At 27.2% G+C, this 22,611-nt stretch carries 20 protein-coding genes and 2 pseudogenes; 8 read left to right on the top strand and 14 right to left on the bottom strand.

Features of this window, described 5'->3' with window-relative positions:
• Positions 1-102 precede the first annotated feature (102 nt).
• From CXF68_RS12985 to CXF68_RS12950, 8 genes and pseudogenes are all read right to left on the bottom strand, one after another.
• Positions 103-2,697: a T9SS type A sorting domain-containing protein gene (locus tag CXF68_RS12985; RefSeq protein ID WP_101045292.1), complete on the bottom strand. Its 2,595-nt coding sequence runs from the start codon at positions 2,695-2,697 to the stop codon at positions 103-105.
• Between the two features lie 106 nt (positions 2,698-2,803).
• Positions 2,804-3,497: pseudogene (locus CXF68_RS12980) on the bottom strand (LytR/AlgR family response regulator transcription factor).
• Between the two features lie 4 nt (positions 3,498-3,501).
• Entirely contained in the window at positions 3,502-3,819 is a 318-nt protein-coding gene (locus CXF68_RS12975) for a histidine kinase (protein WP_101045291.1), read from the bottom strand.
• Between the two features lie 2 nt (positions 3,820-3,821).
• Positions 3,822-4,865: an ATP-binding protein gene (locus tag CXF68_RS12970; protein WP_101045288.1), complete on the bottom strand. Its 1,044-nt coding sequence runs from the start codon at positions 4,863-4,865 to the stop codon at positions 3,822-3,824.
• The gene (locus CXF68_RS12965) at positions 4,865-6,010 is read right to left on the bottom strand and encodes an FIST signal transduction protein (RefSeq protein WP_101045287.1); all 1,146 of its coding nucleotides are present in this window, start codon (positions 6,008-6,010) and stop codon (positions 4,865-4,867) included. Before CXF68_RS12965 ends, CXF68_RS12970 begins: the two co-directional genes overlap by 1 nt.
• The gene (locus CXF68_RS12960) at positions 6,011-8,104 is read right to left on the bottom strand and encodes a PAS domain S-box protein (RefSeq protein ID WP_101045284.1); all 2,094 of its coding nucleotides are present in this window, start codon (positions 8,102-8,104) and stop codon (positions 6,011-6,013) included.
• Positions 8,104-8,643, bottom strand: coding sequence for a heme NO-binding domain-containing protein (locus tag CXF68_RS12955; protein ID WP_101045274.1), 540 nt, complete (start codon positions 8,641-8,643; stop codon positions 8,104-8,106). Before CXF68_RS12955 ends, CXF68_RS12960 begins: the two co-directional genes overlap by 1 nt.
• A 2-nt stretch (positions 8,644-8,645) precedes the next feature.
• Positions 8,646-9,059 carry a response regulator gene (locus tag CXF68_RS12950; protein WP_101045273.1) on the bottom strand — a complete coding sequence of 138 codons (414 nt, stop codon included), beginning with the start codon at positions 9,057-9,059 and terminating at the stop codon, positions 8,646-8,648.
• Positions 9,060-9,304: 245 nt separating this feature from the next.
• On the opposite strand from CXF68_RS12950, the gene CXF68_RS12945 reads away from it, so the two are divergent.
• From CXF68_RS12945 to thrC, 5 genes are all read left to right on the top strand, one after another.
• Entirely contained in the window at positions 9,305-9,664 is a 360-nt protein-coding gene (locus CXF68_RS12945; RefSeq protein ID WP_101045272.1) for a hypothetical protein, read from the top strand.
• A 17-nt stretch (positions 9,665-9,681) separates the two neighbouring features.
• Positions 9,682-10,068, top strand: a complete 387-nt coding sequence (locus CXF68_RS12940; RefSeq protein WP_101045270.1) for a YchJ family protein — start codon at positions 9,682-9,684, stop codon at positions 10,066-10,068.
• Positions 10,069-10,369: 301 nt separating this feature from the next.
• The gene (thrA, locus tag CXF68_RS12935; protein WP_101045268.1) at positions 10,370-12,811 is read left to right on the top strand and encodes a bifunctional aspartate kinase/homoserine dehydrogenase I; all 2,442 of its coding nucleotides are present in this window, start codon (positions 10,370-10,372) and stop codon (positions 12,809-12,811) included.
• 102 nt (positions 12,812-12,913) lie between these two features.
• Positions 12,914-13,846: a homoserine kinase gene (locus tag CXF68_RS12930; RefSeq protein WP_101045267.1), complete on the top strand. Its 933-nt coding sequence runs from the start codon at positions 12,914-12,916 to the stop codon at positions 13,844-13,846.
• Positions 13,847-13,952: 106 nt separating this feature from the next.
• Positions 13,953-15,239 carry a threonine synthase gene (gene thrC, locus CXF68_RS12925; RefSeq protein ID WP_101047517.1) on the top strand — a complete coding sequence of 429 codons (1,287 nt, stop codon included), beginning with the start codon at positions 13,953-13,955 and terminating at the stop codon, positions 15,237-15,239.
• A 201-nt stretch (positions 15,240-15,440) separates the two neighbouring features.
• Here the strand turns inward: thrC and CXF68_RS12920 are convergent, their stop codons facing one another.
• The 4 genes from CXF68_RS12920 to CXF68_RS21010 form a co-directional block, all read right to left on the bottom strand.
• Positions 15,441-15,821: a hypothetical protein gene (locus CXF68_RS12920; protein ID WP_101045265.1), complete on the bottom strand. Its 381-nt coding sequence runs from the start codon at positions 15,819-15,821 to the stop codon at positions 15,441-15,443.
• A gap of 231 nt (positions 15,822-16,052) precedes the next feature.
• Entirely contained in the window at positions 16,053-16,403 is a 351-nt protein-coding gene (locus tag CXF68_RS12915; RefSeq protein ID WP_157821932.1) for a hypothetical protein, read from the bottom strand.
• A 370-nt stretch (positions 16,404-16,773) separates the two neighbouring features.
• A complete protein-coding gene (locus CXF68_RS12910) occupies positions 16,774-17,625 on the bottom strand; it encodes a serine hydrolase (RefSeq protein ID WP_232771656.1) in 852 nt (283 codons plus the stop codon).
• Positions 17,626-17,640: 15 nt separating this feature from the next.
• Positions 17,641-17,841 carry a hypothetical protein gene (locus CXF68_RS21010; protein ID WP_232771655.1) on the bottom strand — a complete coding sequence of 67 codons (201 nt, stop codon included), beginning with the start codon at positions 17,839-17,841 and terminating at the stop codon, positions 17,641-17,643.
• Between the two features lie 257 nt (positions 17,842-18,098).
• On the opposite strand from CXF68_RS21010, the gene CXF68_RS12905 reads away from it, so the two are divergent.
• The 3 genes from CXF68_RS12905 (at position 18,099) to CXF68_RS12895 (ending at position 20,410) form a co-directional block, all read left to right on the top strand.
• Positions 18,099-18,563, top strand: a complete 465-nt coding sequence (locus CXF68_RS12905) for a hypothetical protein (RefSeq protein ID WP_101045261.1) — start codon at positions 18,099-18,101, stop codon at positions 18,561-18,563.
• Between the two features lie 518 nt (positions 18,564-19,081).
• Positions 19,082-20,080 (top strand): formimidoylglutamase, encoded by a 999-nt coding sequence (locus tag CXF68_RS12900; protein ID WP_101045260.1) that lies wholly within the window; start codon positions 19,082-19,084, stop codon positions 20,078-20,080.
• A gap of 51 nt (positions 20,081-20,131) precedes the next feature.
• Positions 20,132-20,410, top strand: coding sequence for a putative quinol monooxygenase (locus CXF68_RS12895; RefSeq protein ID WP_101045259.1), 279 nt, complete (start codon positions 20,132-20,134; stop codon positions 20,408-20,410).
• Between the two features lie 82 nt (positions 20,411-20,492).
• On the opposite strand, the pseudogene CXF68_RS12890 reads toward CXF68_RS12895, so the two are convergent.
• Together CXF68_RS12890 and CXF68_RS20860 are read right to left on the bottom strand one after the other, a co-directional pair.
• Positions 20,493-20,633 (bottom strand): annotated as a pseudogene (locus tag CXF68_RS12890) (LytTR family transcriptional regulator DNA-binding domain-containing protein); the annotation flags it as partial.
• Between the two features lie 385 nt (positions 20,634-21,018).
• Positions 21,019-21,660: an AraC family transcriptional regulator gene (locus tag CXF68_RS20860; RefSeq protein ID WP_198553816.1), complete on the bottom strand. Its 642-nt coding sequence runs from the start codon at positions 21,658-21,660 to the stop codon at positions 21,019-21,021.
• Positions 21,661-22,611 lie beyond the last annotated feature (951 nt).

Here is a 22,611-nt window from a genome sequence, read left to right as displayed (position 1 = left end):
CTCATTAACTCCTATCAAACAATGAAGTTTCACCTTTAAAACCAGTTGAAAACCAATTCTAAAAGTGAAATATATTTTATGTAATTAGGTAATGAATCTTTTTTAATGAATCAATAACTTAACATTCTTGTAAGGTAATTTTTCACTTATTATTTTACAAAAATATAACCCTGCTTGTAATGACTGTCTATTTAAAATTATTCTATTTTCTCCTGTCTTCGCTTTAAAATCTGTTTTATATACTAATTTTCCTAATTGGTCATATATAACAAACTTTAAATTATCTTCTTCTTTTGCGTTAAAATGAAAACTTGTTTGTGCCGTCATCGGGTTTGGAGCTATAACCACATTATTTTGATCTCCTACTATTACTACAGATGGTTTTTCTTCTTTAGAAAAGCGAATATCAGACAAGTTCATTTCTTTCGTTACATTACTACCATCTTTAGATGTCATGGTAAATACAATTGTTACTACATCATCTAATATTAATTCATCTCCATTTGATGATTTAAAATCTTTAAATGATATTACATAATTCTCTAAAGAATTATTTAATACGATGGTTGATTTGTATTGCTTATTAAATGAAGAGATACTTTTCTTTACAAACGTAATTTCTAAACTTCCAGTTCCTTTAGCTTTTAATTTAAAACTATTATAATCTGTTAAATCTACTGGTTTAAAACGAGGTGTTAAAGCTCTGTATGCTGCAAAATAAGTACTTGTTGTTGCTAACAGTTGAACATTTCTTTCTACAGGAAATTCGTTATCTTCAAATGTAAAGTCATTAGGTAATATATTATAACTTATTACTGATGTAGATGTTTCAGAGTCATCTACACCCCAAGGACCGTCTGACATGAACAAATCATCTGGAGTAGCAATACCATCACCAATTCTAAAACCAATATCAAATAAATTTCCTGTTGGTACTTGTAAATTTGTTATGTATTCTTTACTTAAATCGATTGTTGATGTTGAGTTTTTAAAATCACTTGTTTCTGTTATTCTATAACCTGCATCAAATTTTACGTTTTCACTTGCATTTGTGTTTACCACTTGTAAATCTAATGCGCCATTGTTATACTTCCCTTTTCTTATAAATACTGTAGGTGGTGTTGAAATTTTATAAGTTGAAATTGGCTTTTCTATATTTAATAAACTCACGACTTCTTTACCTAATAAATATAAATCATCTAAAGAGTTTGACCATATTTGAAAATTATAAAAAGTAACATCTGTTTCATACTTATCTAAATTCCAATGACTTTCTATTTCGAAATTAGTTTCGCTGTTTACAACCTTTGCCGAAAGGCTTAATACAAACTCTACTGTATTATCAGCATTTTTAATTAAAGATTTAATGAACTGTTGTCCGTTTATTTCTATTGTTGATACAGAAATTAATTGTGCTCCAAGCAAACGATCACATATGTATTTAGTATGTTCATATACACCGTTTTCTGTTTTTAAAGCCATAATTGACGCTATAGCAGTTCCGCTTTTCATATAATCTACTGCATAAATAGCTGTTGCATTTGTTATTGCTACTAAATCTAAAGGCGTAGATTCAATTGTTACATCTTCATTTATAATTCCTAAGGGTATAAAGTCTTTTAACTCAAAACCTGTTACTTTTTTTCTTTTGTAATCTTTTGTTTTTATAACTCTAGCTGCTTTACTACGATCAAATTTATAATTGATTTTTGTACGATTATAATTTCTTTTATTTATGAGCTCTGATAACCTGCTATTACTTTCTAAACCCCCTTCATTTCCTCCTGAAGTTGGTGGTAAAATAACATCACATTCTCCATATCCTGAACATGAAGGATCCTCACAATCAATTAATCCATCACCATCATCATCTATTCCGTTATCACAAATCTCTTGAAGTACTGGTGCTGTAGGACAACGTGCTCCATCATTACTCGCACTCGATGGTCCAAAAGCAAATAAGTTTGAATCCATATCATCTGAAGGACTTAAATCTTGAACACTTTGTATAACGTATATTGTACCTGTTTGATTTGCTGATACATAAAAACGACCTGAAAGATCAAAATAAACAGCTCCGTACGTATAATTCAAGCCTGATAAAATTGGTACCTCTCCTAACGACTCAACAATACTCGTTGCTGGGTTAATACGATATAATATATTAGAGCTTTTTTCAACTGCATATAAATTTCCGTCTACTGCATTAAATGCCCAGTCATGTATACTTAAATTTTGAGATAAATTTTCTGTTGCTAAATGTTGGCTATATGTTGCTGAATTCGGATCTAGATCTATTTTATAGTAAGTTGTTCCTCCTCCTTTAAGGTAATAAACACCTGTAGGACTTATATCTCCAACATATCTATTATTACTAGGTAATTCATCTACATAAAAGCTTGTTGTAGCAAAATCATTACCAATTCGTACTATTGTTTTTTCTGGTGTACTTAACGAGCCCCATATAAAACCATCTGCAGGGTTATAAGCTGCTGCATTTATACTTCCTGGTGTAACGTCTTCTGCGACAAGATATGAGCTACCTGAAGCTAGATCAATAGAATATACATCGTTATATTGAAATAAGTATGCATCATAAACACAATTAAAAGGAGTATTTTGCGCATTTAGTCCTATACAGAATAAGAGTAATAATAACAGTAAATTGGGGGTAGATTTAGTAGTTCTTCTTTTCATGATATTATATTTATACCATCAATTTAAGAAATCTCTATCAAAAAAACACTTTTATTCGTTATAAACAACTGATTTATAGATGAGTTGTAATTTTTTAACGTTTATGTTACAATAAATTTAAACGTTTCATTAATTCTGGCCTGTTAGAACGACTTACCGGAATAACTTCTCTTTTTATAAGGACACTATTATCTTCAATATCAATAATTTTTAACATTAATAATATATGAACGGTGTATTTTAAGAAATAATGATTCTGGTAACTTTCTTCTTCATCTTTTTAAGGTAGAATGTACAACGTAATTTTTATTCTCTGTTTTTATATTAATATAATCACCTTTGGCCTCTATAAGGTAAATACTTGGTAAATCAATCTTTATAAGTCGCCTATCTATATTTACATAAAAATCATTTATGTTTTCTGAAATTATTTCTGAAACTTTTTCACTCTCATGTTTTTGAGCTTTCTTAATAGCCTTTTCAAACCTTGGTAACTCAACAGGTTTCAATAAATAATCTACAATAAAATCATATTCAAAAGCTTCTATAGCAAATTTAGGATCAGAAGTAGTTAAAATTATTTTTGGAGGATTTTTAAGCGTTTTTATAAAATCTAAACCATTAAAACTTGGCATATGAATATCTAGAAAAATAAGGTCTATATCATTCGAATTCAAAAACTTTATTGCATCCATTGCATTAGAAAATTCGTCAATAACTTTTAAAGAGTTTATCTGATTGCAAAGGGTTTTAATAATAACTCTTGCTGTTTTTTCATCATCTACAATAATACAATTCATAATCTTAAATAGTTTTCAAGTATACTGAAATAACTATTAAAATTTTCTCAAAATCTTCAACCTTATCTAAACTAAGCTCTCTTAGATTATGTTCAAATTCATTAGCTATTTTATAACTTTTTTCAAGTCCTAAAATACTAATTTTATGTTTAAGTCTGTGAACATTTTCTTCAATTTTTTTATAATTCTTATTTTTTAAACTGTCATAATAGTCTTTTTTCTCTTCAGGAAATTCAGTTTTAATAACATCTATAAGCATTTTACTTACAGATTCGTCTCCATTTGCTAACTTAGCAACATACTCTAAATTAGGTTTTTCCATAATTATTTTTTTATTGTAAAATGAAAGATAGATCCTACTTTTAGTTGAGATTCTATCCAAATATTACCTTTATAAAGGTCTATAATTTTTTTAACAATAGATAATCCTATTCCTGCAGACTTGTAATCATTTTCTAATTTAGAAAAAGCTATAAAAATTTTCTGAAAGTATTTCTCATCAATTCCCTTTCCATTATCTTTTATATAAAATTTCCAAAAAGTAGCGTCTTCAGAGAAACCTATTTCTATTTCTATATTCTCTTTCTCATTAAATTTAATTGAATTATCTATTAAATTTAAAAACAATTGTTCTATTCTTTTATCATCTCCCTTTATGTTCGGTAATTTTTCAGGAATGTTTACATTTATATTATCAGGTAAGTTTAATTCTTTTATAATCGTTTTTAATAATTTATCTAAATCTAAATTATATCGTTTAACTTCTTCTTTATCAATTGTAGAGTACCTATGAATCGCTCTTACTAAAGTATCAATTTTCTGAGTATTCTCTCTTATTAATTCTATCCTATCTTTTCCTTCACCATCTAACAAATCTCCATAATCTTCTCTAATCCAAACAGATAATGCATCAATGTTTTGTATTGGTGTTTTTAAATCATGAGAAATCATATGAGTATAATCATTTAACTCTTGATTTTGCTGTTCTAAACTTTTTAATAATGAATCTTTTTGTTTATTTATTTTAATAATCTCTTTCGTTTGATTATCAATAAAATCAACTAGTTTTAATGAATCTGAATTTTCTATAGGCTTATCTTGTTCTAGATCGTAAAACTTAAGAGTGTCAATTACACTTTTAAGTTTCTCTATAACTTTTCTTTGAGAATTAGTTTCTTCCTTTAATTTTTCATTTGCATCAAAAAGCTCTTCAGAACTTATCGCTGTGGCTCTTTGCAACATTGCAAATTGATTTTCTGATGTCTTATAAGATTTATCTATAGCATCCAAAAAAGTTTCTAACTTTTTATCTGATAGCAATTCTTCAGGTAAATACTTTCTAATTTGTCTTTTTAAAAGTGAGTTCATTATTCGCTTATTAGCGTTACCGTCATTGTTTGATTATGTAATTGACAATTATTTTCTCCATTAAACGGAGCTATCTCTCCATAGGAATAAAACCCACAAAAAGTGGTTTGATTACCAATAACTTCTATTACCTCTTCTACTTCTTCTTCTACTCTTTGATCTAACACTAATTTTCTACCAATACAACTAACTAAAATAGCTAATTGTGGCTTATTTTGTCTATATTTATTTGCATTTATAGCTGCTATTTCTGCTGCATTAACAATATTATCAACATTAGTCATCATTAACTGTACTTTAGAATTCTCTAAAATATCTCCTGCCAATATCATTGAATTATCCTCTTCATTTATATTTAGAATTGTTCTAACAATAGATTGTTTATCATTTGTTGACTTTACTTTTAACGGATATAATAAAGCTGCTCCAGGTAGCTCTTTAGAGTTTTCTCCTAAATATTTTTTGTATAAATCTAATGCTAATAAATTATCTAATTCATATAAAATATTCCCTTTAGATTTTGTGACTATTCTTTCTGGACCAAAAGGAGTCCAACCTCCATTAATAGAAAAAGTTACTTCTAAAGATTCTCCATATAAACCAATCGCAACTATTTCTCCAGGTTTAGGATTTTCATTATAAGATGATATTGTTTTCTCAAACCTTGCATCATCACCACACAAAGCTCCTGTAATTAACAAATTATCATTTGTAGCAGCATTCATTCCTTTTGTTAATTGACTACCATTTATAAAGCTTCCTTCTGAAACAATAAATACATGTTTTAATCCTTCTTCAGAAAATTGATTAATTAATTCTTTACCTACTAAAAAACTATCTATTTTTGAATCTAAACCCGAATCTAAAAAATTAGTCGTCTTTATTACAAAATTACTTTTCTCAAATTCAATAGCTGTAATGGTTATAGTATTTTCATCAATAGATTCTGAAGAAATGTCTCCACAAGAAGAACCAAATACAATATGACCATCTTTAAAAATAGTTCTTATTTCTTCATAAATAGTTTCACCTTCTAATAAAAATCTATTTCCAAAAACTAAAACTAAAGGCTCTTTCAATTTTATTTCTTCTGATAAATATTTCCAATCAGAATTATTTTTTCTTTTAAGTTGTACTGTTTTCATTTAATCCTTTTTTATGGTAAAGTAAAATGTAGTTCCTTTATTAGGTTCACTTTCTAACCAAATATCTCCCTCATTTAAATCAATTATTTTTCGAACAATAGATAATCCAATACCTGTAGAGTCTTCTCTTTTATTTAATGAATGAAATACTTGAAAAATTTTATCATGATATTTTTTTTCAATCCCTATCCCATTATCTTTTATAGAAAACTGATGAAAAGTTTTCTTTTCACTGTAATCTACCTCTATAATTCCAACTTCTTTATCACTAAACTTAATCGCATTGCTTAAAAAATTCTGAAACAATTGTTGATACTTAGTTTTATCACCCTTAACTATAGGAAGTTTTTTTAATATGCTAATTGATATATTTTCAGGTATAAATAATATTTTTCTTAAATCATTTAAAGTAATATTTAAATCAACATCTTCTTTTTCATTTGTATCTGAACCTGCACTAGAGTATTCTAAAACATTAGAAATTAACTTTTCCATAGTTTCAAGTGTAGTACCAATTAAATCAAAATTTTCTAATGTTGCTTTATCAAGCTGATCTTCATTATCTGATTTAATCCAAGAAACTAAAGCATCGATACTTCTTAACGGAGATTTTAAATCGTGAGAAACAATATGTGCGTATTCATGTAATTGATCATTACTCTTTTCTAATTGATTTAAAAGTTTAATATTTTTTAATTCTATTATTTTTCTCTCTTTTATATTTATTGCACTTTTTAACTGTATAGAAACTAAGCTTGCAATATTTTCTAAAGCTTTTAAATGTTCTTCTCTATAGTAGTTTTTATTAATATGTTCTGAATCTATAACTCCTATAACCTTACCTTCGCTTATTATTGGTACTGATATTTCAGAAAAACGTCTTTCATCTTCTATAATATACCTGCCATCTTTAGAAGTATCATTAACAATTTCTCCTTTTCCCGATTTTACGACACTTCCTACAATTCCTTTGTCAATGGGTAAAACATAATTTTTCACCATTTCTTTATTCAATTGCAAATTATATGATGCAATTTGTTCTAGTGTATTATTTTTATCATTTACTAAATAAATAACACAATCTTTAGAATCTAAATATTTTGCTATTTTTTGAGTTACTTCCCATGCTATCTCATAAACATTGTCCTTTCCAAGAATAGATTTTGCTAGATCATTAATCATATCAATAATCAATGTTCTCTCTCTATCTAAAGTAACATCTTCAACAAGTGCTACTTGATATTTTATTTCACCAAAAGAATCTCTTACTGCATTAACATTCGCTTTTGCCCATAAAATAGATCCGTTTTTTCTTTTATATCTTTTATCTAGTACGAAATGATCAATCTCACCACTTATCATTTCTTCTAAATACTTTTTAGACTGCGGATAATCCTCTTTAAAAGAAACATCCTTTATCGTTAACTCAAGGAATTCATCTTCTGAATACCCTAAAAAATTTTGAAAAACACTGTTAGTTTTTAAAAAATTACCATGCTGTGTAAGTGCAATACCTAATGATGAATTCTCGACAATTACATCTAATTCTTTTTTTTGTTCTTCTATTAATTCAGTCGTTTTTTTTGAAGCAGTAATGTTTCTAATTATTCCTTGAGCTGCAATTTTTTTACCCTTTTTATCATATATTAAACTAGCATTTATTTGAACCCATTTAACTTCTTTCTCTTTAGTTAAAATTCTAGCGGTATAATTTGAAAAGGCTCCTGTTTTATACAATTCATTAAAAGATTCAAAAGCATAAATATTATCTTCTGGATAAATAAGATTTACTACATTTAATTTTTCTTTTGAAATATCATACCCAAAAAACGCTACAGCTGTTTCATTCATTTTAAGAACATTTCCTGTTAAGTCCATTATTAAATAAGAGTCATTGATATTCTCAAAGACTCCTTTTAATTGTGATGATTTTTCTTTTAATAATTCTTCTAATTTTAAATTTGTTTCTTTTAATTCTTCAGATATTGAATATAACTCTCTTGATTTATCTTCTAAGATTTTTTCAGCTATTTTTCTTGCAGCCTTCTCTCTTTTTAGAGCCCTTTCTAGTATATCAATTTTATCCTGACTCATTAATCTTGGTTAATAATAAATTTTACTTCAGTACCATCTTCTTTTATTTTTTCTAAAACAATTGTTGCCGTAGCATTAAAGTGTTCAAATGTTTTATTCATTAAACCAAGTCCAAAATGATGCATAGCTCTACTAGACTTATAAATCATTACTAATGATTTATCTTTTCTATCTTTAATTACAAAAGTAGGTAGCTCTGCTTCTGGATAAATTTTTCTTACCTCTATATGAATATGATCTTCAATAGAAGCTAACATTTCTATTGGGTCTTTATAAGTTGCCAAAAGACCTGGGTAACTCTTTTCTATGACACCAAAAAAATGTTCAGCATACACTAATAATAAATCATCTATAGATATAGCTGTATTACCACTTAAATTTTCTAATAATTGTAACATTTCAGAAAAGCTGTAAGTTCCTATTGATGTATATATACCTTCAGATTCTAATGTTGATTGAGAAATAATTTTATCTACCATCTCTAAACCAAATTTATCCTCTACCAAGTCTAAAAATTCAGTAAAAACTATGCCTTTCATATTTAATATTTTTTTAATTCATTCATGCTCCAATAAGATAAAACTATTTCTATTTTCTCTACATAGTCTTCATATTTTAAAGGCTTTAGAATATAACCAGAAACTCCAATTCTATAACATTCTTCTAAATCTTTTTGATTATCTGAGGTTGTTAGAATCACTGTTGGAATGTGTTTTAAATCATCGTTATTTTTTAATATTGCTAAAAATTCTATACCGTTAATTTTTGGCATGTTTAAATCTAGTAAAATTAAATCAGGTAAACTACTTTTTTCTTCTAAAACCTCAAGAGCTTCTTCTCCATTTTTTGCTTCACTAATATCATGCTTAATATCTAAGGATGAATTAGTTCGTTTCATTTTCATTATTTCAATAATGTTGTCTTCAATTAGTAAAATATTTAGTTTTTTTTTCAAAATATATAGAATAATAGGGTTATTACCATAAAAATACCTTTTTATACAAAAGGTATTAATAACATATGTTTAATTAATCTTTTCTATAGTTAAAATGCATCTAAGTATAGATGAATAGTTTTCTCATTTAAATAAATTTCTTGTAGAAACACTTTTAATAAAGTTTAACTAATATAGGAGAATCTTCTTTTATGCTCTTTTGTTGTCTATATAAAAATAGTGTAATTTTACATTTTTTTAAGAAAATGACAATTCAAGACTTAGTTGGAAAATATAATATTATTGGGAATAATCAAGATGCTGAAAAACATACTTATAAAGGCATACTTTCTTTAAATCTTGACGTTAATAACAGAATCATTGCTACATGGATTATTAATAATGAGCAAGAACAAGTCGGAACAGGTTTTTATAATGATAATATATTAGTCATTAATTTCAAATATAAAGGAATTGATTGTAATACTTATAAGGGAGTTGTTGTTTATAAATGTATATCTAAGGACATTTTGGATGGTTTTTGGTCTGAAAAACATGGAAATCCTTTATATATAGGTAAAGAACGTTGTTTTAGAATAGCTAAAAAAAAAGAACTATTAAATTAAATTAATATAACAATCATATGCAATGCCCTTGTAATTCTAGTAAAACATATAACGAATGCTGTAAAATAGCACACCAAAATATTCAATCGATAGCAACTGCTGAATCCTTAATGAGATCTAGATACAGTGCCTTTGCCTTAGCTAACATTAACTACTTACAAGAAAGTCATCATTCAAAAACACGCCCTTCTAATCGAGAAAAAAAAGAAATTCTTATTTGGGCAAAATCTGTTCAATGGATTAAATTAGAGATCATTAATATAACTAAAGGTCGTTATACTGATTTGATTGGAACTGTTGAATTCAAAGCTTTTTTCATGGAAAATGGTAAAATTGATATTATACATGAAAATTCTTCTTTTTGTAAAGAAAATAACCATTGGACATACCTTAAAGCAAGGTAGTTTTTATTTATGATTTACTACTTTATTTAGTTTTTTTTAAAAAAATATGTAATGTTTTAAAAAAAAGTTTACATTTGCCATAATAATGTTAATCAACAAAAGAAATATAAACTCATTACCTATCGTAAACTTTACGACAGACTTCATGGGCACTACTTTTATTTCTAATACAATTATTATTACCCTTTAGGGGTCTACTTTATACATATAATCCACTCGTCTTATTTATATTTTCAAAAAATTGAAAACAGATAAATAACAACTAAAATTCTATAATTAATTATTTTTTATACCTTTTAAAATGAAAATTTTAAAATTTGGAGGTTCATCAGTAGCCAATAGTCAAAACATTACTAAAGTAGTTCAAATCGTTTCAAACACCGCTGCTAAAGAAAAAGTAGCCGTAGTCGTTTCTGCTTTTGGTAAAACTACCAATAAACTAATAGCTTCAGCAAATAAAGCCGCTAATAATGAAGCTAATTACATTGAACTTTTTAAAGAAGTAAAACAACATCATACACAGGTTGTTACTGATCTTGTAAATAAAAATGCACAAGATGAAGTTTTACATAAAGTAAATACTTTATTTAGTCAATTACAAACTTTATTAGAGGGGTGTTTTTTACTAAAAGAAGTAACTCCTAAAACAATGGCAGCTATAAGTGGGTTTGGAGAATTACTATCTTCATATATAATTTCAGAAGTAGCAAAGAATGATTTAGATGCAACTTATAAAGACAGTAGAGAGCTTATTAGTACTTCAAATGTTTTTGATAAAGCACAAGTAAATTTTAAGTTAACTAATAAAAATTCTCAAGAATACTTTAATCAAAATCCACACCAAATTACTGTTTTACCTGGTTTTATAGCTAAATCAGAAAATGGCTTATCTACAACTTTAGGTAGAGGTGGCTCTGATTATACTGCTGCAATTTACGCCGCTGCTTTAAATACTAGTGAATTACAAATATGGACCGATGTTAGTGGAATGTTTACTGCAAACCCAAGTGTTGTAAAACAAGCTTTTCCTATACCACAAATATCATATCAGGAAGCCATGGAGCTTTCACATTTTGGTGCCAAAGTAATCTACCCTCCTACTATACAACCTGTATTAGAAAAAGAAATTCCTATCGTTATTAAAAATACTTTTGAACCAGATAATATAGGAACTTTAATTACCAAAGAAGCAAAAAGTTCTAATCTTGTAAAAGGGATTAGTCATATAGAAAACATTACTTTATTAACCTTAGAAGGTAGCGGCATGGTTGGTGTTTCTGGCGTTTCAAAACGTTTATTTGAAACACTTTCTAATCAAAACATTAATATTGTATTAATTACTCAAGCGTCTTCTGAACATTCTATTTGTGTTGGTATTTACGATGAGGATGCAGAAAAAGCTACTAAAGCAATTAATGATGCCTTTGAAATTGAAATAGAACGTAAAAAAGTAAAACCTGTTATTGTAGAACAAGGTCTTGCTATTTTAGCTTTAGTTGGTGATAATATGAAAAATCATCAAGGTTTAAGCGGACAAATGTTTAGTGCTTTAGGGAAAAATAATGTAAATATTAGAGCCATTGCTCAAGGAGCTTCTCAAAAAAACATATCAGCTGTAATAGATAGTAACGATGCTAAAAAAGGGCTAAACACATTACATGAACAATTCTTTGAAGAAAAAATAAAACAACTTAATTTATTTGTTACTGGTGTTGGTAATGTAGGTGAACGTTTTTTAGCTCAAATACATCAACAGCAACAATACTTAAGAGAACATTTAAAAATGAATATTCGTGTTGTTGGTATTGCTAATTCTAAAAAAATGGCTTTTGATACTGATGGAATCAATTTAACTAATTGGAAAGATTTATTGGCAAATGGAGAGCCTACAACTTTAGATGAGTTTTTTAACAAAACTAAAATGTACAACCTTCGTAATTCTGTTTTTGTAGATAACACAGCAAATCAAAAAGTATCAGAAGTTTATGAAAAATATTTACGCACTAATATTGCCGTAGTTACCTGTAATAAAATAGCTTGTGCTTCTGATTTAGAAAATTACAGAACACTAAAAAAAGTATCTAGAAAATATAATGCTCCGTTTTTATTTGAGACCAATGTTGGTGCAGGTTTACCTATTATTGACACACTAAAAAACTTAATAGCCTCAGGTGATAGGGTTCATAAAATACAAGCCGTACTATCAGGTAGTTTAAATTTTGTTTTTAACAACTTTAATGCTTCATCAACTTTTCATGATGTGGTGGGAGAAGCTCAAAAACAAGGATATACCGAACCTGATCCTAAAATTGATTTAAGTGGTATTGATGTAGCTAGAAAAATATTAATTCTTGCTCGTGAAAGTGGATATGAGTTAGAATTATCTGACATTGAAAATAACTCTTTCTTACCTGAGAAAAGTTTAAATACGACTAATAATGATGATTTTTACGCAAGTTTAACTGAATTTGAAGCTCATTTTCAAAAAATATTTAAAGAAGCTAATGATGAAAGCTATCGTTTAAAATATGTAGCTGAATTTTCTGATGGTAAAGCAAAAGTTGGTTTACAACACATTCCGTCTGATCATCCTTTTTATAATTTAGAAGGAAGTGATAACATTGTATTATTTTTTACAGATAGATACCCTATTAATCCTTTAATTATAAAAGGTGCAGGTGCAGGTGCTGATGTTACAGCATCAGGGATTTTTGCTGATGTAATTAGAATAGGTAATAATTAATAGCTCTATAATTACACTTTTAAAATAGTAGAAAATTATACAAAATAATATCAAGAAGGGACTGTGAATACAACTTACCTACTTGTTTTTAATTGCAAAAAAATGAATTATATAAAAATATTTGCTCCTGCAACTGTTGCCAATGTTTCTTGCGGATTTGACTCAATGGGATTCGCTGTAGATACCATGGGTGATGAAATGACTTTCACAAAAACAGCTGAAAGAGGAGTACAAATAACAGAAATTACAGGTGCAGATGGTTTAAGTTTAAATCCTACAGAAAATGCTGCTGGTGTAGTGGCTTTAGCAATGTTAGCAAAACATCCTGTTAATTTTGGTATTAAAATAACCATGCATAAAGGTTTTTCTCCAGGTAGTGGTTTGGGTAGTAGTGCTGCGAGTTCTGCAGGTGCTGCTTTTGGTGTAAACGAATTACTAAATAAGCCTTTTTCAACATTAGAACTAACAAAATTCTCTATGTTAGGTGAAGAAGCTGCTTGTGGTACTCCAATAGCTGATAATGTAGCAGCAGCTGTTTATGGTGGTTTTGTTCTTATTAGAAGTTACGACCCTTTAGATATTATAAAACTACCAGTACCTGATGAATTACAACTGGTTGCTATTCACCCGCAGATTGAAGTAAAAACCAAAGATGCTCGTGAAGTTTTACCTGATAATGTACCTTTAAAAAGTGCGGTTACGCAATGGGCAAATGTTGGTGGATTAGTAAGTGGCTTACACACCAGTGATTATCAACTGATAAGTAATTCTTTAACTGATGTTATTGTTGAACCTGCACGTAAACATTTAATTCCACATTTTGATTTAGTTAAAAGTGAAGCTATTAAAGCTGGTGCTTTAGGGGCAGGAATTTCAGGGTCGGGGCCAACTATTTTTGCTTTATGCAAAGGAGAAGAAATTGCTAAAAAAGTACAAGCTGCTATACAAAATGCGTATGCTGATAAAAATATTGATTTCACTTTGTTTTCATCAAAAATAAATACACAAGGTGTTCGAATTTTAGATTCAAAATAAAATGCTTTTTTGTTTAGAATCGAAATTACTTCGGTAGTAAAAAACAAAATAATATTATAAAAAAACTACATTGCTAGCTGCAATGCAACACACAAACAACACAAAAATGAACTATTATAGTCTTAATAAAAAATCACCCAACGTAAGCTTCCAAGAAGCTGTAGTTAATGGATTAGCACCAGATAGAGGTTTGTACTTCCCTGAAAATATTACACCCTTGCCTAAAGGTTTCATTGATAATATCGGAAACTATTCTAACGAAGAAATAGCTTATGAAGCTATTAAACAATTTGTAGGCGATGAAATTCCTACTGAAATATTAAAGAAAATTATTTCAGAAACCTTATCATTTGACTTTCCTGTTGTAGAAATAGAAGAAAATGTAAGTACTTTAGAACTCTTTCACGGCCCTACAATGGCTTTTAAAGATGTTGGTGCTCGATTTATGGCGCGTTGTTTAGGTTATTTTAACAGAAATAATGACAATGAAGTTACTGTATTGGTTGCCACTTCTGGAGATACAGGAGGAGCGGTAGCTGATGGTTTTTTAGGAGTTAAAGGTGTAGATGTTGTTATTTTATATCCTTCTGGAAAAGTTAGTCATGTACAAGAAAAACAATTAACTACACTCGGACAAAACATTACCGCTTTAGAAGTAGATGGTGTTTTTGATGATTGTCAAGAGATGGTAAAAACTGCTTTTTTAGATAATGAAATCAATCCTATTTTAACTTCGGCCAACTCTATCAATGTTGCACGTTGGTTACCGCAAATGTTTTACTTTTTCTTTGCTTATAAACAAGTATACAAGCAACAAAAAGAAGTTGTTTTTTCAGTACCAAGTGGAAATTTCGGAAATATCTGTGCTGGTATTATGGCAAAAAAATTAGGGTTACCTGTCAAGCATTTTGTCGCTTCCACTAATATAAATGATACCGTACCTAATTATTTGATAAATGGATTGTATGAACCGAAGCCTTCAAAAGCAACCATTTCAAATGCTATGGATGTAGGAAATCCGAGTAATTTTATACGTATTCAAGAACTATTTGCAAATAATATTGAAGCTTTAAAAAATGTATTCTCATCATTCTCTTTTACAGATGATGAAACTCGTGAAGCGATGGAATTAATCTACAAAAAAAATGGTTATGTTGCAGATCCACATGGAGCAGTAGGATATTTAGGTTCTAAAGAATACCAAAAAGAGTACCCTAATGATTTGTGTATTTTTCTAGAAACTGCTCATCCTGTTAAGTTTTTAGATATAGTTGAAGGTACATTAAAAATTAAAGTAGCTATACCAGAACAAATTAAATCTGTAATAAATAAAGAAAAAAGCACTATTAAAGTAAGTAATTACAATGATTTAAAAAACTATTTAAACTCGTAGAAAATTAACTTTTTTTAATAACATAATATTAGCCACTTTTTAATGTGTTAGTTACCTGTAAACAGGCAGTAAATTATTAAATCTACTACAAACTTCCTCTATAAAAGTGGCTAATACTCTATTATAACTTGTTACTTAAAGTCTATTAAAATTCACGAAAAATGTCAATATTAATCAACAAATCACTTGTTCTCAATTAGTTTAATCTATTCTGTTGATTTTAATTTTAATTGATGCTGATGAATTTGTATACTCATCAGAAAGTATAAATATTTTATAATTCTTAAAATTAAAACTAAACTTATTTTTGTGTTTTATATCAGAACTGTAAAAGCTATATATTTTTTCAACATCTTTTACTTGAACTCTTAAAGTATATTGCACATCAGAATAATAATTACGATTCTCAACTCCTGGAGGTGCATCATACCCCCACTCTTCAATAAAATTTATTAGCTCTATTTTTAAATGTTCATCATAATTATCAACTATAGTCTTTTTAGTATTAGATACTAAAAAAACGTCCCCAAATTGAATTGGTAATTCCTTCATCTTTGTTTGTGCAATTATATTTACTTGCATTAATGAAATAACTATGAATAAAATTATTGTGCCTTTATTTATCAAGATGTCTTATTACGTAAAATTAAAAAAATAATTTTTATGATTTCTCCTTACTTATTTGTTTACATTTTCATTGTTTAAAAATAAATATTTTTCTTGTATCCTTTACTGTATAAGGTGTTTGTATCTTTATAAAATTGCTTTTAATAAATAGAACTCTAATTTTCTCCTGTCATTTCGTAGCTAACTCTAATGTCTGTAATCATAATCACAAAAAATAGCTAGCATTTTACGGCTCTTATTTTCTTTTTCTAAATAAAGCATTGCTTCTTTTATGTGTTGCTCTACTCCTTCTGAATCAATAACGTCAAATTCTAACGAAACATCAATCATTCCTGTATCTCCTATCGGCGTTATTTCTCCAATAGTAAGATTCTTAATTTTGGCATTTTTCGCTATTTTTTTTGCTTTACAGTAACCATTAGATATTTTTTCATAAACATCTTTCTTTATCTGATCTTCAAAAGTCATCTTTTTGCCGCACGAATTTGCAAACATTATAAATAATACAATCATTAATGAATAAACTATTTTTTTCATTTCTTATTTATTTTTTATATTCAATTCAATTTTTAGAAACCGATTTTCTTTATAATTTATTTATATAAGTACTAAAATAGTTAAAAAAATTAAACAATTAATTCGTGGTAATTATCACGAAGACCATACGAAATTATTGGAGTAGACAAAATGACTAAAAACATTATTATAATATATAACAGTTTAGGTACAATCACCCTTCACTACTAATAATAAAATTCATAATAGCGATTCAGTAAAACTATTTATTTATACTTTTTAAAATACTTATTATATACTTAATGGTTAAATAAAAAAAGCCCAAAAAGGACTTACTTTACTTCTCTAAATCATTAAATTTATACGATTATTACTATATTAACCATCATTTTTAATTAACTACTTCATTAAATTTCTGCCAAAAAATAGTATCGAAAGATGACAGCTCAAAATTATCTCCAGATCCCGTTGCTTCTCCCATTCTAATAATTACTATATTCTTACTAGGTACTATATAAATGCGTTGCCCATTTTTCCCCATAGCTGCAATCATATCTTCAGGTGCATTAGAAACCAGTTCACCTGTAAACTTTGTTTGAGAAGATGGTAGCATATATTCGCTTTTTCCGTTTAACCACCATAAATACCCATAAGATGGATTAATACTTTGAGATGTTGTTTTACTTTCTTTAAAGAAGTTTTCGTTAATAATTTGCTCTCCTTCCCATTTTCCATTTTGAGAAGCCAATAATTCAAATCTAGCCATACTCCTTGCATCACTATTATAAATATGATAGATTAAACCATTATTCCAAGATCCTGTCATACCAATTTTGTTACGTAACTCATTATTGAAATAAATTTCAAACTCTGCATCATTTGTCTTTTCAATAATATCCATCAATCGTTGAAATACATTAGCATATGCCCATCTTGTACCTGCATTAGCTAGATAAGTTAAATTAGGTTTAACAACTAACTGTGGTTCATCATTTAGTCCAGATGTCATCGATAGTAAATTCTTTACTGTAATTAAATTTTCTTGTTGAACTGTTGTGTTCGTCCATCCAATACCTAGGTATTCTGATACTTTATTATCAATATTTATTAATCCATTTTGTTGAGCAATACCTGTAGTCGCTGTAACCAAAGTTTTTCCTGCGCTATTCCATTGCCAAGTATCATTAGCTGTATGTCCATTATAATATTCTTCTACCGCAATTTTCCCATCAACCAATACCATAAAAGATTTCGTTTTCTAATTAATAAGAAAACGCTCTAATTCTTCCAACTTAGTCAAGTTCCAATTTAATCTATTAGGCAGTGTAGTTTCCCAATCACTGGTATTAATTGGCGGAAAATAAAAAGCTTTTTCTGGTATATTCAATGTGATTAATTCATCAGACTGACATCCTAAAATTGTAGAGAAAATAAATATCACAAATAATCTATAAGCCATAAATGTTTTTATTTTTTGACAATATTTATCTAAAAAAGTTTAATATAATTAATTATAGACGCTATCTAAATTAGATTAATCTAAATACAATACCTATATATTTTTAAAAGCTCACTTGATTTTTTTTAGAAAAATGAATGGAAAGCATATCTTTTTATTTGAAGCAAAATAAAAAATTAAGTATTCTCAAACAATAAAAAAATACCAAATAGTATGTTTTTATTTTAACTTTGCTTTTAATAAAACCTCAATATAAAATGTTTTCAACTTTATTAACTCTGCATTCTATAACTCGCTGGATTGTATTAGTTTTTTTGCTCTATTCTATTTATCGGGCACTAGTTGGTTACACAACTAATAAAGCTTTTTCAAAAATAGATAATGCTTTTCGACATTGGACAACGACTTTTGCCCATATTCAATTAATGATTGGTATGACCCTTTACACTCAAAGCGCTATTGTAAAATATTTTTGGTCAAATACTAAATTAGCTATAAGAAATTTAGACTTAACATTTTATAGTTTAATACATATTATTTTGATGACAACTGCTATAGTATTATTAACAATTGGCTCTGCTATAACAAAAAAACAAACAAATGATAAAGATAAATTTAAAACAATGTTTGTATGGTTTTCCATTGTACTAATCATTATTTTTATTTCAATTCCTTGGCCATTTTCTTCGTTGTCAAGCAGACCTAATTTTAGAATATTTTAATTTTGAAAATACCTTACATTTTTATATTCCAACAACTGAATACGTATGATAGTAAAAAAAACACCCCAATAACCTATTAATCTAAAAACGATAATAAAACAAGTTCCTTTTAATACAATCATTCTAAATTTAATAGAACTCAAACACTCTTTCTTTTTAAAGAAATTTTCTTAATTTATTTTATGTTTTGTATAACATAAAATAACTCTTTTTTAACTATTTTCGATCTGTGAACGCATGTTTATTCACTTTAAATAAATTAAACCTTAATACTAAAAGTTAACTTATATTTATTAAAAACATGCCCCTTTATTATCACTAATAAAGACAATAACATACAAATTAATCAGAAGCGTAAAATTTAAAACCGTTAAAGATTATGAAATTAATTTTAATAAAAATTACAACAAATAATAGAAGTAAAAAAATGTAGTTACGTTATAAAATGTTTAATGTATTTTAAACATAAAACTTATAAAGTCGCAGCTATTCTTATTTCATAAACTCACTTAAAAATTATGTTACAACTATTTTCTCAAAAAAACATTACAGATTTTGTAAATCCCCGAGAAGGAGAAACAAAATTAGGTGAACATGCACAAACCATTTTATCTATTGAAAAAATCACAGATTCTACAACTAAGTTTGTTATTATTGGTGTTCCTGAAGATATTGGTGTAAAAATGAATTATGGAAACGGAGGTGCGCACACCGCTTTTGTTCCTGCTTTAAAATCGTTTTTAAATACCCAAGAAAATCAATTTATAAAAGGAGAAGACATTCTTGTTTTAGGCTATTTAGATTACCTTGATGAAGTTTCAAATTTTGATGGTTCTGATAGAGAAAAAGGTGATTTATTAGTAAAAGCAATTGATAAAGAATTATCAGCAATTATTAAGATAATTGTTAAAAGTAATAAAATCCCCATTATTATTGGAGGAGGACACAACAACTCTTACGGGAATTTAAAAGGATTATCTGAAGGGAAAAACCAACCTATAAATGTTATCAATTTAGATGCTCATACCGATTTACGTCGTTTAGAAGAACGCCACAGTGGTAACGGATTTTCTTATGCTATTGAGCATAATTATTTAGATAAATATTTCATGTTTGGTTTACATGAAAACTATACGCCTCAATATGTTTTTGATATTATTCATAGTAATACAAATATAGATTATAATACCTATGAAGAATTAGAAGTATACAAATCAATTCCGTTTGAAAATGAATTATTACGTGCTAAAAACTTTATTAAAGATAAATCTTTTGGTATTGAAATTGATTTAGATTGTATTCAAAATTTTCCAAGTAGTGCAATGACTCCAAGTGGATTTACAACGCAACAAACAAGAGAATTTGTTCATTATTTTGCTAAAAACACCAATGCTAGTTATATTCATATATGTGAAGGTGCCCCTGCAGTAGTACAAGATCCTACTGCTATAAACCAAGTTGGAAAATTTATTAGTTATTTAATTTCTGACTTTATAAAAGCAAAAAATAATATCTAATCTCTTTTTTAATTATACAACTCAATAAACTATATTTAATATTTAAATAAAATGAAAAATGTAATAGTAGCGCAAATAAGCGTTAAAAAAGAATTTAATACTGAGTTTTTAGATTTTGCAGAAATAATGGTTACTAAAAGTAATAATGAAGATGGTTGTATTACATATCGTTTAAATAAAGATGTGTATAATGATAATGAATACCTTTTTTACGAAGAGTATATAAATAAAGAAGCTATCGATTTTCATAATACATCTAGTCATTTTATTGATTTTATCAATAAAATTTCACCTATGCTTTTAAAAGAACCTATTATTAATATTTATTAATTTATAGATAATTTTATAAACTTAAAACAGCGATTAACATATATGATCGCTGTTTTTTTTAAAAATTTAATGCATTTAACCATTAATCAATCCAGTTTTTGAATTCTTTTACACGTTCTCTACTTACAATAATTTCATCAGTATAGTAAGAATATAGTTTTAACTGTAAACAGGAATTTGTATAAGAAACGATATCTTTTATTGCATTTATATGTATTATAAAAACACTTAATCTTAGCCTCTTTAAAAATTTTAACCTTATTGCCGTTTTTTATAGCAAATGATGTTTTATATATCTTACTTTTATAAGTATAAAAAATAATTTAAAAATGAAACATAGATTTATCAATTTAAAAATCTAGTATAAATCATAGAAAATTGTCTGATTTTATATTGTAAATCATTTATTATAAAATTATAGAGATCAGTAGTTAAATGCATATCATTAAGTACCTGGATTTAAGTAGAGTGGCGAAATTTTTGTTGTCAGTTTGAGCGCTGTCGAGAACTATTAGCCTGTTAAAAATAGGTTTCGACTGCGCTCAACCAGACACTCCTCAAGATGTTTCAATTAAAATATAAGTAATTATCTACTGACCTCTATAAAATTAATATGATTTAGAAATAAATTTCGAAGGAGATGTACCAGTTATCATTTTAAAATTTTTATAAAACGAAGCTCTTGAATTGTACCCTACTTCACATGATAATGCTTCTATACTATAATTTTTATAGTTTTCTTCTTTTATTATTTTTTTAAACTCATCAACTCTATAAGTGTGAATTAAGTAATTAAAACTTGTGCCGTTAATTTGATATATACAGTTAGAAACTGCTCTACTAGGAAGGCTTATTCTTTCTGCAAACGTTTTTAAATTTAATGAAGGGTTTAAAAAAATCTTTTCCTCTAACAGATATTTTTCTACTATATCAAAATATGCCTCTAGCTCGTCTTTAGAATATAACTTTTTATTATTTAAAGCATTTAGCTTATCTCTATCTGTTAAATTATAAATGTTAATTTGAACTAAACTTACAATAGTTACATAATAAAGAGGAATTAAAAACACAGATAAATCAATAACAATAATTGTGTAATTATTTTTAAAAACTAAATGACTTATATGATAAAAAATATTAACTACAATGCAAATAACACAAAATATAGTTAACCAAGTTAACTTTTTATACTTAATGTTTTTATATGAATAAGGTAGCAGTTTATTATGTACATTAATTACTCTAATCATAAAAATACATATAAATATTATATAAGTAGAAGCCAGTACGGATCGAATAAGAATATAATGGGAATTATTAACTATTTTCAAATAATTTGAATCATAAATCGCTAAAACTGTAATTACAAAATGAAAGAAAAACTCTATTAAAGCGGGCACAAACAGTAAAAACTTATTTTTAAGTTTTAAACCTGCTGTTTCTGTAGCATATAAGTATAGAAACACTATGTCTAATGTAGTTAAATAAAATGGTGAGAGAGTAAATATTTGACTTTTAAAAATTACTGAAATAATTTCTGATATAAGTTGTATAAATAATACAATAAAAAAATACCCCAAATAACTATTAACATGCTTTTTTTCAGATTTGTAAAATAGCATTATTAATCCAATAATTAAAGATTGTACTGCTCCAATTGAAAATAATGTGGTATATAGGCTCATCTTATGGTTAAATATTAAATGAAACGTTAAATGAAAATTAATATTTTAACAAAAAAAAAGATTATTACTAGTGTTTATTTAATTTTACAAAGGTCAGTAGATAGATACGTGTTTTAAAATGAATTTTCGACCAACTATTTCAGGTCGAGCGCAGTCAAGACCTATTCACCATAGTTTAAAAGTTCTCGACTGCGCTCGAACAGACAAATAATTTACTTATTATATACTAGAGATTAACACTTCAGACATATTTATACAATACGTAATTACTTACTGACCTCTATAATTCTTAATTTTTTTAATAACCAATCCTTTATAAAAAAGACATATATGTTTCTAATTAAATCTTAGCGACTTTAAATGAATATTCTTATATTTTTAGGGTTTATTTCATCAGTAAACTTGAAAATTTTAATTGGTAATATCTACTACAAAAACCTATTACATCAACCATAAAATTCATGTCTTAAAACATATTTTAAGACATCTTATATACTCTAAGAGACATCTATTATT

The sequence above is a fragment of the Tenacibaculum sp. Bg11-29 genome (assembly GCF_002836595.1).
Lineage (GTDB): Bacteria > Bacteroidota > Bacteroidia > Flavobacteriales > Flavobacteriaceae > Polaribacter.
The sequence above is the reverse complement of the archived record's forward strand: the minus strand, read 5'-3'. Positions and strand labels throughout refer to the sequence as shown.